The following is an 18,975-nucleotide window of genomic DNA, read 5'->3' on the forward strand; positions in this document are numbered from 1 at the left end:
GGACGGCCAACTCGCTGACCGGAGTGGCCAACACGCCAGGGCTGGGGCTCGGCGGCACACAGACTTCTACGGCTCGACGCTGAGGGGCGCGCTGACATGACCGAACAGAACGATGACAAGCTCAGGTACTTCCTCAAGCGGGTGACCGCTGACCTGCACGAGACGCGGCGCCGCCTTCGGGAGGCCGAAGCCGGGGCGCAGGAGCCGATCGCGATTGTGGCGATGGGGTGCCGTTATCCCGGTGGGGTGCGTACGCCCGGGGACCTCTGGCGGCTGGTCGCCGAGGGGCGGGACGGCGTCAGCGGGTTTCCCGCCGACCGTGGCTGGGACCTTGACGCGCTTTACGACGACGATCCCGACGCCGCGGGCACGAGCTACACCCGTGAGGGCGGATTCCTGCACGATGCCGCGCAGTTCGACCCCGAGTTCTTCGGGATCTCGCCGCGCGAGGCCGTCGCGATGGATCCGCAGCAGCGGTTGCTGCTCGAGACGTCGTGGGAGGCCTTCGAGCGCGCCGGGATTCCGCCGGCCGCTGTGCGTGGCAGCCGGGTCGGTGTGTTCGCCGGCGTGATGTACCACGACTACGCGACCCGGCTGCTGGCCGTGCCCGAGGGCGTCGAGGGGTACCTGTCCACCGGTACCGCGGGCAGCGTTGTCACCGGCCGCGTGTCCTACGCCCTCGGGCTCGAGGGGCCGGCGGTCACCGTGGACACGGCCTGCTCGTCGTCGCTGGTCGCCGTGCACCTCGCCGCGCAGGCGCTGCGCAACGGGGAATGCACCCTCGCGCTGGCCGGCGGGGTCACCGTGATGGCGTCGCCGGGGGCGTTCGTCGAGTTCAGCCGGCAGCGCGGGCTCGCTTCCGACGGCCGGTGCAAGGCGTTCTCCGCGGACGCCGACGGGACCGGCTGGGGTGAGGGTGCCGGCGTGCTGCTGCTCGAGAAGCTGTCCGACGCCCGTCGTAACGGCCACCCTGTGCTGGCCGTCGTCCGCGGGTCGGCGGTCAATCAGGATGGCGCTTCCAACGGCTTGACCGCGCCCAACGGGCCGTCGCAGCAGCGCGTGATCCACCAGGCGCTGGCGAACGCCGGACTGTCCACTTCGGACGTCGACGTCGTCGAGGCGCACGGCACCGGTACCCAGCTGGGTGACCCGATCGAAGCCCAGGCGCTGCTCGCGACCTACGGCCAGGACCGCGCCGGCGAGCCGCTGCTGCTCGGGTCGATCAAGTCGAACCTCGGCCACACCCAGGCCGCGGCCGGCGTTGCCGGGATCATCAAGATGGTCGAGGCCATGCGCCACGGCGTCCTGCCCAAGACTCTGCACCTGGCCGAGCCGACCCCGCACGTCGACTGGGAGTCCGGCGCCGTCGAGCTGCTCGCCGAAGAGCGCGCGTGGCCGGACGTCGACCGCGCTCGACGCGCCGGGATCAGCTCGTTCGGGTTCAGTGGCACCAACGCCCACGTGATCGTCGAGCAGGCCGAACCCGCCGAGGTCGACGAGCCCACCAACGACGGGCGGCGGGTTCCGCTGGTCGTCTCGGGCCGGTCCGACGCCGCCCTGCGCGCCCAGGCCGCGCAGTTGCGTGACCAGCTCACCGAGTTCGACGTCACCGAGGTCGCCTACTCGCTGGCCACCACCCGGACGCTGCACGAGCACCGCGCGGTCGTCCTCGCCGACGAACCCGGGGAGGTCCTCGACGCCCTCGCCGCGATCGCCGCGGGGGAGCCCGGCGCGATCACCGGGGTCGCCGGCGCCAAGACGGCGTTCCTGTTCACCGGTCAGGGCAGCCAGCGCGTCGGCATGGGCCGCGAGCTGTACGCTTCCCAGCCCGCGTTCGCCGAGGCGCTGGACGCCGTCTGCGCCGCGTTCGGGTCCCGGTTGGACACTCCACTCAGGACAGTCCTGTTCGACGACCCCGAGCGGCTGCTGGACAAGACCCGCTACACGCAGGCCGCACTGTTCGCCGTCGAGGTCGCGTTGTTCCGGCTGTTCGAGCACTTCGGCGTCACGCCGGACTTCCTGATCGGGCACTCGATCGGCGAGATCGCGGCCGCGCACGCCGCGGGCGTGCTGGACCTGCCGGCCGCGGTCGCGCTCGTCGCCGCGCGCGGCGAGCTGATGCAGGCGCTGCCCGAGGGCGGTGCGATGGTGGCGATCCAGGCCACCGAGGACGAGATCACGCCGCTGCTGACCGACGCGGTGAGCGTCGCCGCGCTCAACAGCCCGGCTTCGACCGTCATCTCCGGTGACGACGACGCCGTGCTCGCCGTCGCCGACCACTTCACCGCCCTGGGCCGCAAGACCAAGCTGCTCACGGTCAGCCACGCCTTCCACTCGCCGCGGATGGACGCGATGCTGGAGGACTTCTACGCCGTCGCGGAAACCCTGGCCTACCACGAGCCGCGCATTCCGATCGTGTCCAATGTGTCCGGACGGCTCGCCACCGCCGAAGAGCTGGCCGACCCGGACTACTGGGTGCGCCACGTCCGCCGCGCGGTGCGGTTCGCCGACGGCGTCCGCACGCTCGAAGAGCGCGGTGTCACGACGTTCACCGAGCTGGGGCCGGACGGCATCCTCTGCGCGATGGCGCAGGAGTGCCTGACCGGCACCGTCACCGCCGTCCCGGCGCTGCGGGCCGGGCGTGACGAAGAGACGACCGTGCGGCACGCGCTCGCCGCGGCCATCGCGGCCGGGGCGTCGCCGGACTGGTCGGCGCTCTTCGCCGGGATCAGCCCGAAGCGCGTCGACCTGCCGACGTACCCGTTCCAGCGGGCGCGGTACTGGCTCGACGCGCCGGAACTCCCCGCGGGCGCGGCGTTCGGTGCTACGAACGCGCTGGAGTCCGCGTTCTGGGCCGCCGTCGACCGCGGTGACCTGGGGGAACTGGTCGCGACGCTGGCCGTCGACGCCGACGACCCGCTGAGCGCGGTGCTGCCCGCGCTGTCGGCGTGGCACAGCCAGGCCGCTGAAGAGTCCACTGTGGATGGCTGGCGGTACCGGATCGCGTGGAACCCGCTGCCGGAACCGGCCGGGGTTCCGCGGGGCACCTGGCTCGTGGTCGTCCCCGAAGGCGTCGAGACCGCGTGGCCCGAGGCGCTGCGCGCGGCCGGTGTCGACGTTCGTGTCGTGACCGGTATCGACCAGTTCACCGAGCCCGTCGACGGCGTGCTTTCCCTGCTGGCGCTGGACGAGCGGCCGCACCCGGACGCCGCGTCCGTCCCCATGGGACTCGCGGCCACCGCCGAGCTGATGCGGGCCCTGGGCGACACTCCACTGTGGATCGCCACCGCCGGTGCGGTCGCGCCGGTCTCGTCCGCGGCCCAGGCCGCGGTCTGGGGCCTGGGCCGGGTGTTCGGCCTGGAACGGCCCGAGCGCTGGGGCGGCCTGGTCGACCTGCCCATCGAGGTCTCCGACCGCGCCGCCGCCCGGCTCGCCGCCGTGCTGACCGGCACCGAGGACCAGGTCGCGGTCCGCGACAACGGCGTTCTCGCGCGACGCCTGGTGCCCGCGCCTGTCGCGGGTACCGTCTCGCGTCGGCCGGGCTGGCGGCCGGACGGCGCGACCGTCCTGATCACCGGCGGCACCGGGGCCATCGGCGCGCACGTCGCGCGCTGGCTCGCCTCGGCCGGGGCCGCGCACGTCGTGCTCACCAGCCGTCGCGGCGCGGACGCCCCGGGGGCGGCCGAGCTGGCCGCGGAGCTGACCGAGCTGGGCACCCGCGTCACCGTCGCGGCCTGCGACGCCGCCGACCGCGACGCCCTCACTGCGCTCGCCGCGAGCCTGGACGGCCCGGTCACCGCGGTCTTCCACGCGGCCGGCCTCGGCGAGACCGGCGCCGTCGACGACCTCGTCCTCGACGACCTGGCCCGGATCGCCACCGCCAAGATCACCGGCGCGCAGGCACTCGAAGACGTCTTCCCCGAGCTGGACGCCTTCGTGCTCTTCTCCTCCAACGCGGGCGTCTGGGGTGGCGGTGGCCAGGGCGCGTACGCCGCGGCGAACGCCTACCTCGACGCCTTCGCCGAGCAGCGCCGCGCCCGCGGGCTCAAGGCCACCTCCATCGCGTGGGGTGCCTGGGCCGACGGCGGCATGGCCGAGGGCGAGGCGGGGGAGCAGATGCGCCGCCGCGGGGTCCCGGCCATGGACCCGAAGCTCGCGATCGCCGCGCTGCGTCAGGCGCTGGAGCGTGACGAGACGTTCCTGGCCGTCGCCGACGTCGTCTGGGAGCGGTTCTTCCCGGCGTTTACCGCGGCCCGCCCGCGGCCGCTGCTGGACGAGCTGCCCGCGGTCCGCGCGCTCCGGGCGGCGGCCGAGCAGGCCGCCGCCGAGCGCACGCCCGAGGCGTCCGCGCTGCACGCGCGGCTGAGCGGGATGTCGGCCGCCGACCAGGAAGACCTGCTCGTCGACCTGATCTCGCAGCACGCCGCCGCGGTGCTCGGCTTCGCCGGCGCGGAGGGGCTCGGCGCGCAGAAGGCGTTCCGCGAGCTCGGCTTCGACTCGCTGACCGCGGTCGAGCTGCGCAACCGGCTCACGATCGTCACCGGCCTGACCCTGCCCACCACGCTGGTGTTCGACTACCCCTCGCCCCGGGTGCTCGCGGAGTTCCTGCGTGCCGAGGTGCTCGGCGTCGCGGCCGACGCCGCCCAGGTCACCGCGGTCGGCGCCACCGACGAGCCGATCGCGATCGTCGCGATGGCCTGCCGCTACCCGGGCGGGATCTCGACGCCGGAACAGCTGTGGGACCTCGTCGCGGAGGGCCGCGACGCGATCTCGACGTTCCCCGACAACCGCGGCTGGGCGCTGGACGCGCTGTACGACGACGACCCCGAAGCGGCCGGCACGAGCTACACCCGAGAAGGCGCTTTCCTGCACGAAGCGGGCCTGTTCGACGCCGGGTTCTTCGGAATCACCCCGCGCGAGGCGCTCAGCATGGACCCGCAGCAGCGGCTGCTGCTGGAGATCGCCTGGGAGGCACTGGAACGCGCCGGGATCGACCCGGAAACCCTGCGTGGCAGCCGGTCCGGCGTGTTCGTCGGCGGGGCCACGCAGGACTACACCTCGGTGCTCACCAGCAGCACGGCGAACGCCGAGGGCTACATGCTCACCGGGACGTCGTCCAGCGTGATGTCCGGCCGGATCGCCTACACGCTCGGCCTCGAAGGTCCGGCGGTCACGGTGGACACGGCGTGCTCGTCGTCGCTGGTCGCGCTGCACTGGGCGGTGCAGGCGCTGCGCAGCGGCGAGTGCTCGATGGCGCTGGCCGGCGGCGTGCAGGTGATGCCGACGCCGGGGCCGTTCGTCGAGTTCTCCCGCCAGCGCGGGCTGGCCAAGGACGGCCGCTGCAAGCCGTACGCCTCCGCCGCCGACGGCACCGCCTGGGGCGAGGGCGCCGGGATGCTCGTCGTGGAACGGCTTTCCGATGCTCGCCGCAACGGACACCCGGTGCTGGCGATCGTCCGGGGCAGCGCGGTCAACTCCGACGGCGCGTCCAACGGCCTCACCGCGCCGAACGGACCCGCGCAGCAGAAGGTGATCCGCCAGGCCCTGGCCAACGCCGGACTGTCCACTTCGGACGTCGACGTCGTCGAAGGGCACGGCACCGGCACGACGCTCGGTGACCCGGTGGAAGCGCAGGCCCTGCTGGCCACCTACGGCCGCGAGCGCACGGAACCGCTCTGGCTCGGCTCGCTCAAGTCGAACATCGGGCACACGCAGGCCGCGGCCGGCGTCGGCGGCGTGATCAAGATGGTCCAGGCCATCCGGCACGGCGTCCTGCCGCGCTCTCTGCACATCGACGAGCCGACCCCGCACGTCGACTGGGCCGCGGGCGCGGTCGAGCTGCTCGCCGAGGAGCGCGCGTGGCCGGAGACCGGCCGTCCGCGTCGCGCCGCCGTGTCGGCCTTCGGCGTCAGCGGAACCAACGCGCACGCGATCATCGAAGCACCGTCCGAAATGGACGTCGAGACTGTCGAACCGTCCTACCAGGGCGCGATTCCCTGGGTCCTGACTGCGCGGACCGAAGGCGCGTTGCGGGCCCAGGCCGCTCGGTTGGCCACTGTGGACGGCCACCCGGTCGACGTCGGCCACGCGCTGGCCACCACGCGGTCGGTGTTCGAGCACCGCGCGGTCGTGGTGGGGCGCGACGCCGACGAGCTGAAGGAGCGGCTCGCCGCGCTGGCCGGTGGCATCGCCGGGCACGGCGTCTCGCAGGGGTTCGCCCGCGGCGAGCGGCCGGTGTTCGTGTTCCCCGGCCAGGGTTCGCAGTGGCCCGGCATGGCCGTCGAGCTGCTGGAAACCGAGCCGGTCTTCGCCGCGCGGATGGCCGAGTGCGCTGCCGCGCTGGCCCCGTTCGTCGACTTCCAGCTCCTGGACGTCGTCCGCGCGGCCGAGCCCATCGAGCGGGTCGACGTCGTGCAGCCGGTGCTGTGGGCGATCAACGTCTCGCTGGCCGAGGTCTGGCGCGCCTACGGCGTCCGCCCGGCCGCGGTGATCGGGCACTCGCAGGGCGAGATCGCGGCGGCCGCCGTCGCGGGGGCACTGTCCCTTTCGGACGCCGCCCGCGTCGTCGCGTTGCGCAGCCAGGCGATCCTGGCGCTGTCCGGTCGCGGCGGGATGGTCTCGCTCGCGCTTTCCCGCGCCGGTGCGGAAGAACTCCTGGCCGGGTGGGCCGGGCGGATCTCGGTCGCCGCGGTCAACGGCCCCGAGGCGACTGTCGTGTCCGGCGACGCCGACGCGCTCGACGAACTGGTCGAGCACTGCCGCGGCCACCACGTCCGCGCGCGCCGGATCGCGGTCGACTACGCGTCGCACTGCGAGCACGTCGAGGCCATCGAAGACGAGCTGCTGCGGCTGCTCGCCCCGATCCGGCCGCGCGACACCGACACGGTGTTCCACTCCACGGTCACCGGCGGCCCCGTCGAGACGTCTGCTTTGGACGCCGCTTACTGGTACCGCAACCTGCGGCAGCAGGTCCGGTTCGAGGAGGTCACCCGGGCGCTGCTGGCCCTGGGTCACGAGTCGTTCGTCGAGGTCAGCGCGCACCCGGTGCTGACCGTCGGGATCCAGCAGACCATCGACGACGCCGGTTCGGCGGCCACCGTCAGCGGCACGCTGCGCCGTGACGAGGGCGGCCGCGACCGCATGCTGCTCGCGCTGGCCGAGGCGTTCGCGCACGGCGTCACCGTCGACTGGGCCGCGGTGTTCGCCGGTTCCGGCGCCCGCCGCGCCGACCTGCCGACCTACGCCTTCCAGCACGAGCACTACTGGCCGGAGCCGGCCGCGCCCGCGTTCGCGGACGTGTCGTCGGCCGGGCTGGGCGCGGTCGCGCACCCGCTGCTGGGTGCCGCGGTCGGGTTCGCCGAGAACGCCGGGTACCTGTGCACCGGCCGGCTTTCCCGGCAGACGCACCCGTGGCTGGCCGACCACGTCGTCGGCGACGCGGTGCTGCTGCCCGGGACCGCGTTCGTCGAACTGGCGATCCGGGCCGGCGACCAGTCCGGCTGCGACCGCCTCGACGAGCTGACCCTGCACGCCCCGCTGGTGCTGCCCGAGACCGGCCACGTGCTGCTCCAGATCGTCGTCGGCGAGCCGGACCCGAACGGGATGCGCGCGTTCACGGTGTACTCGCGGGAAGAGCGCTCGCTGGACGAGCAGGCGTGGACGCGGCACGCGTCCGGTGTGCTCGGCTCCGGCGCGGTGGAGTCCGAAGTGGACACCGAGTGGCCGCCCGCGGGCGCCGAAGCTGTGTCGCTGGCGGGCTACTACGACGGTCTGGCCGACTACGGGTTCGCCTACGGTCCGGTGTTCCAGGGCCTGACCGCCGCTTGGCGGCGCGGGGTGGAGGTGTTCGCCGAGGTCACGCTGCCCGACGGCGCCGACGCGGCCGCGTTCGGCCTGCACCCGGCCCTGCTCGACGCCGCCGTCCAGGCGGCCGGGCTGGGGCTGGTCGAGGGTGGGCGCCTGCCGTTCGCCTGGACCGGGGTCACGCTGCACGCTTCCGGCGCCAGTTCGCTGCGGGTCCGGCTCACGCCGTCCAGGACCGACGGTCTCGCATTGTCGGCGGCCGACCCGGCGGGCCGGCCGGTGGTGACGGTGGAGTCGCTGGTGCTGCGGCCGATGGCGGCACCCGCGACGCCGGCCGCCGCGGACTCGCTCTTCCGCGTCACCTGGACCGACGTTCCGGTCACCGAGGAGACGCCGTCGGTGGCGGTACTCGGCGAGGACCCGTTCGGCCTGGCCGTCGCTTTCGGCGCGGTCTGCCACGACACGCCGAACGCCCTCGCCGAGGCCGACCAGCCCGATCTGGTGCTGGTCAGCTTCGCCGCGGACGACGTCCGGGCGAACGCCGGACGCGCGCTGAAACTGGTGCGCGGCTGGCTGGCCGACGAGCGTTTCACCGGACAGCTGGTGCTGGTCACGCGCGGCGCCGTCGCGATCGACGGCGAGTCGCCGGACGTCGCGACCGCCGCTGTCTGGGGCCTGCTCCGCTCGACGCAGTCCGAGCACCCGGGCCGGTTCCTGCTGCTCGACGTCGACCCGGCGGGCGGCATCCCGGCCGGTGCGCTGACGGGCGACGAACCGCAGCGGGCGATCCGCGGCGGCCGGGTCCTGGTGCCGCGCCTGGCGCCCGCCGAGTCCACTGTGGACGTCCTGGGCGGCGACGGCACGGTCCTGCTGACCGGGGCCACCGGCACGATCGGCTCGCTGCTGGCCCGGCACCTGGTGACCACGCACGGCGTTCGTCGCCTGCTGCTGACCGGCCGTCAGGGCTGGGCGGCGCCGGGCGCGCCGGAGCTGGCCGCCGAGCTGACCGAGCTGGGTGCCGAGGTGACCATCGCGGCCTGCGACGTCGCCAACCGCGACGCGCTGGCCGAGCTGCTCGCCGGGGTGCCCGACCTGACCGCGGTGATCCACGCGGCGGCGGTGCTCGACGACGGGGTTGTCGAGGCGCAGACCGAAGAGCGTCTCGACACGGTGCTGCGGCCGAAGGCGGACGCGGCGCTGCACCTGGACGAGCTGACCGCGGACCGCGACCTGCGCGCGTTCGTGCTGTTCTCCTCGGCCGCCGGGCTGCTCGGCAGCGCCGGGCAGGCCAACTACGCCGCGGCCAACGCCGTGGTCGACGCCCTGGCCCAGCGCCGGCGCGCCGCTGGCAAGCCCGCGGTCTCGCTGGCCTGGGGTTTCTGGGCCGAGCGCAGCGCGCTCACCGGCGACCTCGACGACGCCGACGTCCGCCGGATGAGCCGCGGCGGAGTCGCCCCGCTGTCGTCGGCGCAGGGCATGGCGTTGTTCGACGCGGCCGTGGGTTCGCCGGACGCGCTGGTCGTGCCGATGCGGCTCGACGTCCCGGCGCTGCGCAAGCAGGCCGCGGCCGGGATGATCCCGCCGGTCATGCGCGGCCTGGTCCGCGCGCCGGGCCGGCGGACGGCGGCGCTGGCGGGCGCGGCCGCCGTCGATTCGGTCGAGGCGCGGCTGGCGGGCATGCCCGCCGGCGAGCGCGCGGCGTTCCTGCTGGACCTGGTGCGCGGTCAGGCCGCCGCGGTCGCCGGGCACGCGTCGGCCGAGGCGGTCGACCCGGACCGCGCGTTCCGCGAGCTGGGCTTCGACTCGCTGACCGCGGTCGAGCTGCGCAACCGGCTTGGCGCGGCCACCGGCCTTCGCCTGCCCGCGACGATGGTCTTCGACTACCCGGCGCCCGCGGCGCTGGCCGCCGAGCTCGACCGCCGGCTGGCCGGTGCGGTCCGGACCGGGCCGGTCGCCCGGAAGGCGGCCACCGCCGACGACCCGGTCGTGATCGTCGGCATGGGCTGCCGGTACCCGGGCGGCGTGCGCGGCCCGCAGGACCTGTGGCGGCTGGTGTCCGAGGGCACCGACGCGATCTCGGTGTTCCCCGCCGACCGCGGCTGGGACGTCGCCGGGCTGTTCGACGACGACCCGGACAACCAGGGCACCTCGTACGCCCGTGAAGGCGCTTTCCTCTACGACGCGGGCGAGTTCGACGCGGCCTTCTTCGGCATCTCGCCGCGTGAGGCCATCGCGATGGACCCGCAGCAGCGATTGCTGCTGGAGACGTCGTGGGAAGCCTTCGAGCGCGCCGGGATCGACCCGGGCACGTTGCGCGGCAGCCGGACCGGCGTCTTCGCCGGCGTGATGTACCACGACTACGCGACTTCGCTGGCTTCCGTGCCGGAGGGCGTCGAGGGCTATCTCGGCACCGGCACCTCGGGCAGCGTCGCGTCCGGGCGGTTGTCGTACACCTTCGGGCTCGAGGGCCCGGCGGTCACCGTGGACACGGCCTGCTCGTCTTCGCTGGTCGCGCTGCACCTCGCGGCGCAGGCCCTGCGGTCCGGCGAGTGCGAGCTCGCGCTGGCCGGCGGCGTCACCGTGCTGGCCACGCCCAACGTGTTCATCGAGTTCTCCCGCCAGCGCGGCCTGTCCTCCGACGGCCGGTGCAAGTCGTTCGCCGACGCCGCCGACGGCACGGGCTGGGGCGAGGGCGCGGGCATGCTGCTGCTAGAGCGGCTGTCGGACGCGCGGCGCAACGGCCACGAGGTGCTCGCGGTCGTCCGCGGCACGGCGGTGAACCAGGACGGCGCGTCCAACGGCCTCACCGCGCCGAACGGCCCGGCGCAGCAGCGGGTGATCCGCCAGGCGCTGGCGACGGCCGGTCTGGCTGCATCGGACGTCGACGCCGTCGAGGCACACGGCACCGGCACGAAGCTGGGCGACCCGATCGAAGCCCAGGCCCTGCTGGAGACCTACGGGCAGGACCGCTCCGGCGAACCGCTGTTGCTGGGCTCGCTGAAGTCCAACATCGGCCACACCCAGGCCGCGGCGGGTGTCGGCGGCATCATCAAGATGGTCGAAGCGCTGCGTCACGGCGTGCTGCCGAAGACGCTGCACGTCGACGCGCCGTCGTCCCAAGTGGACTGGACGGCGGGTTCGGTCGAGCTGCTGACCGAGGAGCGCGCGTGGCCGGAGACCGGCCGCCCGCGCCGCGCCGGCGTCTCGTCGTTCGGCGTGAGCGGGACCAACGCACACGCGATCATCGAGCAGGCGCCGGCCGTCGCAGTGCCCGACGAGTCCACTGAGGACACTCAGGTGCCGTGGCTGATCTCCGGGCGGACCGAGGCCGCGCTGCGCGAGCAGGCGGACCGGCTGGCCGCCCGCGTCGCCGGGGAACCCGAGCTGTCCGCCGCGGCGGTGGCCCGCACCCTGGCCGCGCACCGCGCGACCTGGGAGCACCGGGCCGTCGTGCTCGGCGCGAACCGGGACGAGCTGCTCGACGGCGTCCGCACCGTGGCCGCGGGTTCCGACGGCCCGGGCGTCCTGCGCGGGACGGCGGGGCACGCCGGGGCGGTGGCCGTGCTGTTTTCCGGGCAGGGCAGCCAGCGCGCCGGCATGGGCCGCGAGCTGTACGAAACCGAGCCGGTGTTCGCCGCCGCGTTCGACGACGTCTGCGTGGCACTGGACCGGCACCTCGACCGTCCACTGAAGACGATCATCGACGAGCCGGACCTGCTCGACCGCACCGGGTACACCCAGCCGGCGCTCTTCGCGATCGAGGTCGCGCTGTACCGGCTGGCCGAGCACGCGGGGCTGCGCCCGGCGTTCCTGCTCGGGCACTCGGTCGGCGAGATCACGGCCGCGCACGTCGGCGGGGTGCTGTCGCTGGCCGACGCGGCCGAGCTGATCACCGCCCGCGCCCGGCTGATGGAGGCGCTGCCCGCCGGCGGCGCGATGGTCGCGCTGCAGGCCGGCGAGGACGAGGTCCACGCGCACCTGGGCGACGGCGTTTCGATCGCCGCGCTCAACGGCCCGGAGTCCACTGTGGTCTCCGGCGACGAGGACGCCGTGCTCGCGCTGGCCGAGCACTTCCGCGGCCTCGGCCGCAAGACCAAGCGGCTGAGCGTGAGCCACGCGTTCCACTCCGCGCGGATGCAGCCGATGCTCGAGGAGTTCCGCGCGGTCGCCGAACGCCTGTCCTACAGGCCGCCGGTGGTGCCGATCGTCTCGAACGTCACCGGCGAGCTGCTCACCGAGGTGGACGCGGGCTACTGGGTCCGGCACGTCCGCGCCGCGGTCCGGTTCGCCGACGGGGTCGCCGCGCTGCACGACCTGGGCGTCCGGACGTTCGTCGAGCTGGGACCGGACGCGCCGCTGTCCGGCCTCACCCGCGAGTCGCTCGACCACGACCAGGCGGTCCTGGTCGTCCCGGCCCTGCGGGGCGACCGGCCGGAACCGGCCGCGTTCGCCGCGGCGCTGGCCGCGCTGCACGTCCGCGGCGTCCGGCTCGATTGGGCGACGCGGGCCGCGGGCTGGGGCCCGGCCCGGGCGGACCTGCCCACCTACGCCTTCCAGCGGGAGCACTACTGGCTGCGGGCCGAAGCACCCGTGGCCGCCGCGACGGCTCCCGACTCGGCGTTCTGGGCCTCGGTCGAACGCGCCGACGCCGGTGCGCTGGCCGAAGCGCTGAACGTCGGCGAGGACGGCCGGGCCGCGCTCGACACCGTGCTCCCGGCGCTGTCCGCGTGGCACCGCCGCCGGCGCACCGAGTCCACTGTGGACAGCTGGCGGTACCGGGCCGAGTGGCACTCGATCCCGGAACCGGCCGGTGGCATGACGTCGGGCACCTGGCTCGTCGTGGCACCCGCCACGCACGCCGAGGACGAGCGTGTCGCCGGTGCCGTGCGGCTGCTCGAAGGCCTCGGCGCGACCGCGGCCGGGGTGGCGCTGGACGACACCGACGCCGACCGCGACCTGCTCGCCGGCGGCCTGCGCACGGTGCTCGACGGCCCGGTCGGCGGCGTGATTTCGCTGCTGGCGCTGGACGAGACGCACGGGCTCGCGCTCAGCACCGCGCTGGTCCAAGCCCTCGGCGACGCCGGGGTCGAGGCGCCGCTGTGGTGCCTGACCAGCGGCGCCGTCCGGACCGGGACGGCCGACGCGGTGCCCACGGCGGGCCCGGCGCAGGTCTGGGCGCTCGGCCAGGTGGCCGCGCAGGAGTACCCGCACCGCTGGGGTGGCCTGCTCGACCTGCCGGCCGCGCCCACGGCCGCGGACTGGCGCCGGGTGGGGGCGGTGCTCACCGGCGGTGGGCGTGAGGACGAGGTCGCGGTGCGGCCGGCGGGTGTGCTCGCCCGGCGGCTGGTGCGCGCGCCGCTCGGCGACGCGGGGATGCCGGAGGGCGCGGTGCTCGCCGGCGGTGGGCGTGAGGACAACGCGGGCGCGCCGTGGACGCCGGAAGGTCCGGTGCTGCTCACCGGGGCCGTGTCGGAGTCGGTCGAGGACTGGCTCGTCGGCCTCGGCGCCGAACCGACCCGCGATGTCACCGCGGGCGCTCGCACGGTCGTCCACCTCGTGACGCCGTCTTCGCCCGCGCCGCTGGACGCGCTCACGCCGAGCGCGTTCGAAGCGGCCGTGCAGGAGCAGGTCGCCGAAGCGCTCGAAGTCGGCGATGACGTCGAGGCGTTCCTGGTGCTCGTGCCGGGCGCGTGCGTCTGGGGCGGGGCGGGGGCGGCGGTCGACGCCGCGGCCGGTGCCCAGCTCATGGCGCTTGCCCAGCGGCGGGGGGCCGGCACGCTGTGTGTCGCCACCGGGCCGTGGGAGGGCACGCCGACCACACCAGGTGTGGCTCCGCTCGATCCGCGGCACCTGCTGGCCGCGGTGCGTGCCGCGGCGGGGCGGGGCGAGCGCGGGCTCGTGCTGGCCGACGTCGACTGGGCGGCCGTGGCTCCCGGGCTGCGTGCCACCCGGCCGGCCGCGTTCCTGGACGTGCTGGCCCCCGTCGTCGAGGCCAAGCCGGAACCGGTCCGCCTCGGCGCGCTGGAGGGGCTCGGCTCGGCGACCGGTGCCGAGCGCGTCGGGATCCTGCTCGGCGTCGTCCGTGAGCAGGCCGCGTTCGTGCTCGGTCACCGTTCCGCGGACGCCGTCGAGGCTGATCGCGAGTTCCTCGAACTCGGGTTCGCCTCGCTCACCGCGGTCGAGCTCCGCAACCGGCTCACCGAGCTGACCGGTCTCGACCTGCCGCCCGCGCTGGTCTACGAGTTCGGCACGCCGAACGCGCTGGCCGGACACCTGGCGGAGCGGCTCGCGGGCACGTCCTCCGGCAAACCGGCCGAAAGCACGCTCGGCGCGTTGTTCCGGCAAGCCTGCGCCCAGGGCCAGGCGGGCGACTTCGTCAGCATGCTGATGACGGCGTCGCGGTTCCGGCCCACCGGCACGCCCGCCGCGTCGCTGGTGCGGCTGGCGCCGGAGACGGCCGAGCCGAGCCTGATCTGCGTCCCGTCGATGACCGCCATCTCCGGGCCGCACCAGTACGCCGGGATCGGCGCCGCGCTGCGTGGCGTGCGTGGCGTGTCGTCGCTGTCGGTGCCCGGATTCGGGACCGGGGAAGCACTTCCGGCCTCGGCGGACGCGGCGGTCGAGCTGATCGCCGACGCCGTCGCCGAGCGGGCCGGCGACGGGCCGTTCGTGCTGGCCGGGCATTCGTCGGGGGCGGTCCTCGCCCACGCCGTCACCGCGCGGCTGGAGGAACGCGGCCTGCGCCCGCGGGCGCTGGTCGTTCTCGACGGGTACGCGCCGGGCGGCGACGGAATCGACGAACTGCTGCCCGGCCTGATGGGCGGCATGGCCGACCGCGACGGCCGTTACGCGCCGGTCGACGACGACCGGCTCACCGCGATGGGCGCCTATTTCCGGCTGTTCGAACAATGGCGCGCCCCCGCAGTCACCGTTCCGGTCCTGCTCGTCACCGCGGCCGAGCCGATGCCGGAATGGCCCGCCGGAGACTGGCGGTCGAAGTGGGTTTCCGCCACCACCGAGGCGGAGACCGAAGGAAATCACTACACGATGCTGGAAGAGCACGCCGAGGTCGTCGCCAAGCACGTCAACGACTGGCTGGCCCAGCTTTCCTGATCACCGCCCTGCCGGAGATCTCGCACCCCTAGGGTCTCCGGTAGGGGTTAATGACCTGGGGGTCCTCCATTTAGGCTTGACGCGAATTCCAGAGTACTGGGGAGTTGTGATGAACGATTTCACCGAATGGCGAATCCTGAAGAACGGCGCGAAGAACGACTTCGTGCTGGCGGTCGACTTCTATTCCCCCGGCCGCTCCGAAGCGACGTTCTCCGATCTGGCGCCCGCCTTGAGCGTGCCCAGCACGGTCTGGGAGACGATGCAGCCGGAGCCGGGCACCGAGGACGACATGACCGGCGAGGACTACCTGACCCGGTGGCTCGACGCGCTGCCCGGCGGCGAGATCCGCGGCGTGCTCGGGTTCTGCGTCGGCGGCGTCTACGCCTCGGCGCTGGCCCGCCGGATCGGCGAACGCCGGGGCACGCAGCCCGCGGTCGTCATGTTCGACCCGGAACCGGTCAGCGCGATCGTGCTGTACTGGCAGTTCCACAAGCTGCTGGACAAGCTCGTCGGCGTGCTGACCCCGCAGGAGATCGAGGAGTCGAAGACCGTCGGCTTCGCCGAGACCGACGGCGCCGACGACCTCGTGGTGCTCGGCGACTCGCTGATCAAGCTCTACCGCGAGGTCGGGCACGTCGGCCTCGGCCGGCTCGGCCTCAACGAGGCGCGCCGCAACGAGATGATGAGCTGGTTCGACGCCTACGTGCACTACCTCGTCGGCGCGACCCAGGTCGACACCGCCGTCGACCTGAGCACCTGCACGGTCATCAACTCCGACGCCCCGGCGGACGGCCGCCACCTGGCCGGCGCCGAGATTTCCTTCGACCTCGACCGCCACGACCTGCTTCGCCGCTCCGCGGTGGCCGAAGCCGTGTCGGGCCTGCTGAAGTAGGAGAACCCACGATGCGCACGTTCACCGGCAAGGGCCCGGGGCAGGACGTCGAGGTACCGGCGAGAGCCGGCGTCACGTCCAAGGAAGAGGCGTTGTGGCTGCTGGACCGGCTGGTCCCCGGCAGCGGCGTCAACACTGTCGCGGTGCGGTTCGAGGTGCCGGTCGCGCTGGACCCGGTGGTGCTCGCGGAAGCGGCGCGGCTGGTCCAGCGGCGGCACCACGGGCTGCGCCGGGTCTTCCACGACGAGGGCACCCGCCTCACCGCCGAGGTGCTGCCCGCGTCCGCGGTCACCCTCGACGTGTCCACTGTGGACACGAGCCGGGAGCTGGTGGACGCGCGGGTCGCCGGGTTCGCGGCGGCGCCGCTCGAGATCGGCGGGACACCGCCGATCCGGCTGGCGCACTTCCGGTGCCCGGACGGCGACGTGGTGTGCGTGTCCGCGCACCACCTCGTGTTCGACACCATCTCCGCCGCCGTCTTCTTCACCGAACTGGCGAAGGCCTACGAGGCGCTGGCCGTCGGGCGCTCGTGCCCGGCCGTGCTCGCGGCCGAGGTCCGCGCCACCCCCGACGTCGTGCCGACCGAGACGGGGATCGCCTACTGGCGCGACCACCTCACCGGGTTCGACGCCACCGCGCTCGGGCTCTCGGTCGGCACGCCCGAGGCGGCCGGGTCCGTCCTGGACGGGGACTTCGTCGAGCACCGGCTCTCCCGTGAGGCCCTCGCCGCGCTCGACCGCCTGCGGCGCGAGCTGCGGGCCCCCGACGCGGTCGTGCACATGGCCGCCTACTACCTGCTGCTGGCCCGGCACGGCGCCGGCCCGGACCTGGTCGTCGGCACGCCGGTCAACACCCGGCCGCCGCACGCCCAGGGTGCCATCGGCTACCACGTGAACGTGCTGCCGCTGCGGGTCGGCGTCGAGTTCGGCGCCGGTTTCGCCGACCTCGTCGCCCGCACCCGCTCGGTGTACTTCGACGCGCTGGCGCACGCCGACGTCCCGGTCGACCTGCTGCTCCCGGAGCTGCCGCGGGCGAGCTCCGACTGGCGCAGCACGATCTTCCGGCACCTGTTCAACTACCAGCCGGGCGGCGGGCTGCCGCGCTTCGGCATCGGCGGGGTGCACACCCGGCCGGTCAGCGTCGAGAACGGCACCAGCAAGTTCGACCTGGAGCTGGTGGTGCAGGCGGACGCGGACGAGACCGTCCTCAAAGGACGGTACGCGACCGGTTCGCACTTCCGCGCCGACGTCGAGGCGCTGCTGCGCCGCTACGACGCACTGCTCGTCGCCGCCGGCGCCGACGCGCAGCGGCCGGTGGGGCAGCTGCCGCTGTTCAGCCCCACCGACCGGGCCGTGGTCGACGCGGCCAACAGGACCCGGCGGCCGACTCGGGCGCGCACGGTCCTCGAGGCGGTCGCCGACCACGTCGCCACCCAGCCGGCCGCCGTCGCCGTGCGGGACGGCGAGCGCGCGGTGACCTACCGCGAGCTGTGGCTCACCGCGCAGGCCACCGCCGACCGGCTGCGCGGCCAGGGCGCCGGGCCCGGCGACATCGTCGGGCTGGCCGGGCGGCGCGGCCCCGAACTCGTCGCGGCGGTGTTCGGCTGCTGGCTGATCGGCGCGGCCTACCTGCCGATCGACCCCGACCACCCGGCGCACCGCGTCGAGCACCAGCTCGCCGACTCCGGCGCCCGGGTGCTGCTGGTCGGCGACGGCGTCTCGCTGGATGCCGACGGCCGGACCGTGCTGCCGCTGCCGGCCATCACGGCCGACGGGCCGGCCGTCCCGGACACCCTCGTCGTGGAAGGCGACGAGGCGGACGACGCGTGCGCGTACCTGATCTACACCTCGGGGTCCACCGGCAAGCCCAAGGGCACGGTGCTCGCGCACCGCAACCTCGCGAACCTGGTCACGCACTTCCGCGGCGAGACCGGGCTGGGCCCGGGCGACGGCGGGCTGTGGATGACGACGTTCGCGTTCGACATGTCGGTGATGGACCTGTTCCTCCCGCTGTACGCCGGCGCCACGCTGGTCGTCGCGCCGGACGAGGCCCGCACCGACGGCCGGGCGCTGCGCGCGGTGCTGGCCGAGCACCGCGTCGACTTCCTGCAGGCGACGCCGACGACGTGGCGGCTCGTGCTGGACGACGTCGCCGACCTCCTGGCCGGGGTCAAGGTGGTCTGCGGCGGCGAGCCGATGCCGCCCGCGCTGCTGCGGCGGCTCGTCGCCACCGGCTGCGAGCTGCGCAACCTGTACGGCCCGACGGAGACGTGCGTCTGGTCCACCGCGGCCCGGCTGACCTCGCCGGACGACCCGATCGTCGTCGGGCGGCCGATCCGCAACACCACGGTGTTCATCGCCGACGACGCCGGGCGCGAGCTCCCGCCGGGCGTGCACGGCGAGCTGTGCATCGCCGGCGGCGGCGTCGCGATCGGCTACCACAACCGGCCCGAGCTGACCGCGGACAAGTTCCGCGAGCACCCGGTGCACGGGCGCTACTACCGCACGGGCGACCAGGGCCGCTGGCGCCACGACGGCACGTGCGAGCTGGTCGGCCGGGTGGACCGGCAGATCAAGCTGCGCGGCAACCGGATCGAGCTCGGCGAGGTCGAGGCCGTGCTGGCCGAGCACCCGGAGGTGGCCGGCGTCGCGGTCGTCCTGGTCGGCGAGCCGAGCGCGGGCGGCATCCTGGTGGCGTTCGTCGAGGGGCCATTCGTCGAGGGGGCCGAGTCGCCGGGGCTGGCCGACCGGCTCTGGCAGCACGCCCGGGCGCAGCTGCCCCGGGCCGCCGTCCCGCACGAGTTCGTCACCATCGACCGGCTGCCCACCACGGTGACGGAGAAGATCGACTACCCGGCGCTGACCCGCCTGGCCGCCGACCGGCGCGCCGCGGCGGGGGAGGAGCCGGGCTCCCCGGCCGCCGACGGCGACCTGCTGGACACGCTGATCGGCCTGTGGGCCGGGCTGCTGGGCCGCCAGGACGTCGCGGCCGACACGAACTTCTTCGTCGTCGGCGGGCATTCCCTGCTCGGCGTGCAGCTGGTGCAGCACGTCGAGGACCTGACCGGCGTGGGCTTGAAGCTCACGGACGTGTTTTCGATGCCGACGCCCGGTCAGCTCGCGGACCACGTCCGCGACCTGCTCCGGACGCCCTGACCACCCTCCCCC

3 protein-coding genes are annotated in these 18,975 nt (G+C 74.4%); all 3 read left to right on the forward strand.

All coding sequences use genetic code 11. The annotated features are described in order from the left end of the window. Positions 1-96: 96 nt before the first annotated feature. The 3 genes from MUY22_RS27930 (at position 97) to MUY22_RS27940 (ending at position 18,963) form a co-directional block, all read left to right on the forward strand. Complete coding sequence (locus MUY22_RS27930; RefSeq protein WP_247049351.1) at positions 97-14,916, forward strand: type I polyketide synthase; 14,820 nt, start codon at positions 97-99, stop codon at positions 14,914-14,916. A gap of 109 nt (positions 14,917-15,025) precedes the next feature. After that, positions 15,026-15,808, forward strand: a complete 783-nt coding sequence (locus tag MUY22_RS27935) for a hypothetical protein (RefSeq protein ID WP_247049352.1) — start codon at positions 15,026-15,028, stop codon at positions 15,806-15,808. 11 nt (positions 15,809-15,819) lie between these two features. Further along, complete coding sequence (locus tag MUY22_RS27940) at positions 15,820-18,963, forward strand: amino acid adenylation domain-containing protein (RefSeq protein WP_247049355.1); 3,144 nt, start codon at positions 15,820-15,822, stop codon at positions 18,961-18,963. The last annotated feature ends 12 nt before the right edge of the window (positions 18,964-18,975 follow it).

Origin of the sequence: Amycolatopsis sp. WQ 127309, assembly GCF_023023025.1 — a bacterium.
Classification (GTDB): domain Bacteria; phylum Actinomycetota; class Actinomycetes; order Mycobacteriales; family Pseudonocardiaceae; genus Amycolatopsis.

Bases quoted from the DNA above. Each gene is read 5' to 3' on its own strand.
- MUY22_RS27930 (WP_247049351.1), top strand. From the start codon at position 97: ATGACCGAACAGAACGATGACAAGCTCAGGTACTTCCTCAAGCGGGTG.
- MUY22_RS27935 (WP_247049352.1), top strand. From the start codon at position 15,026: ATGAACGATTTCACCGAATGGCGAATCCTGAAGAACGGCGCGAAGAAC.
- MUY22_RS27940 (WP_247049355.1), top strand. From the start codon at position 15,820: ATGCGCACGTTCACCGGCAAGGGCCCGGGGCAGGACGTCGAGGTACCG.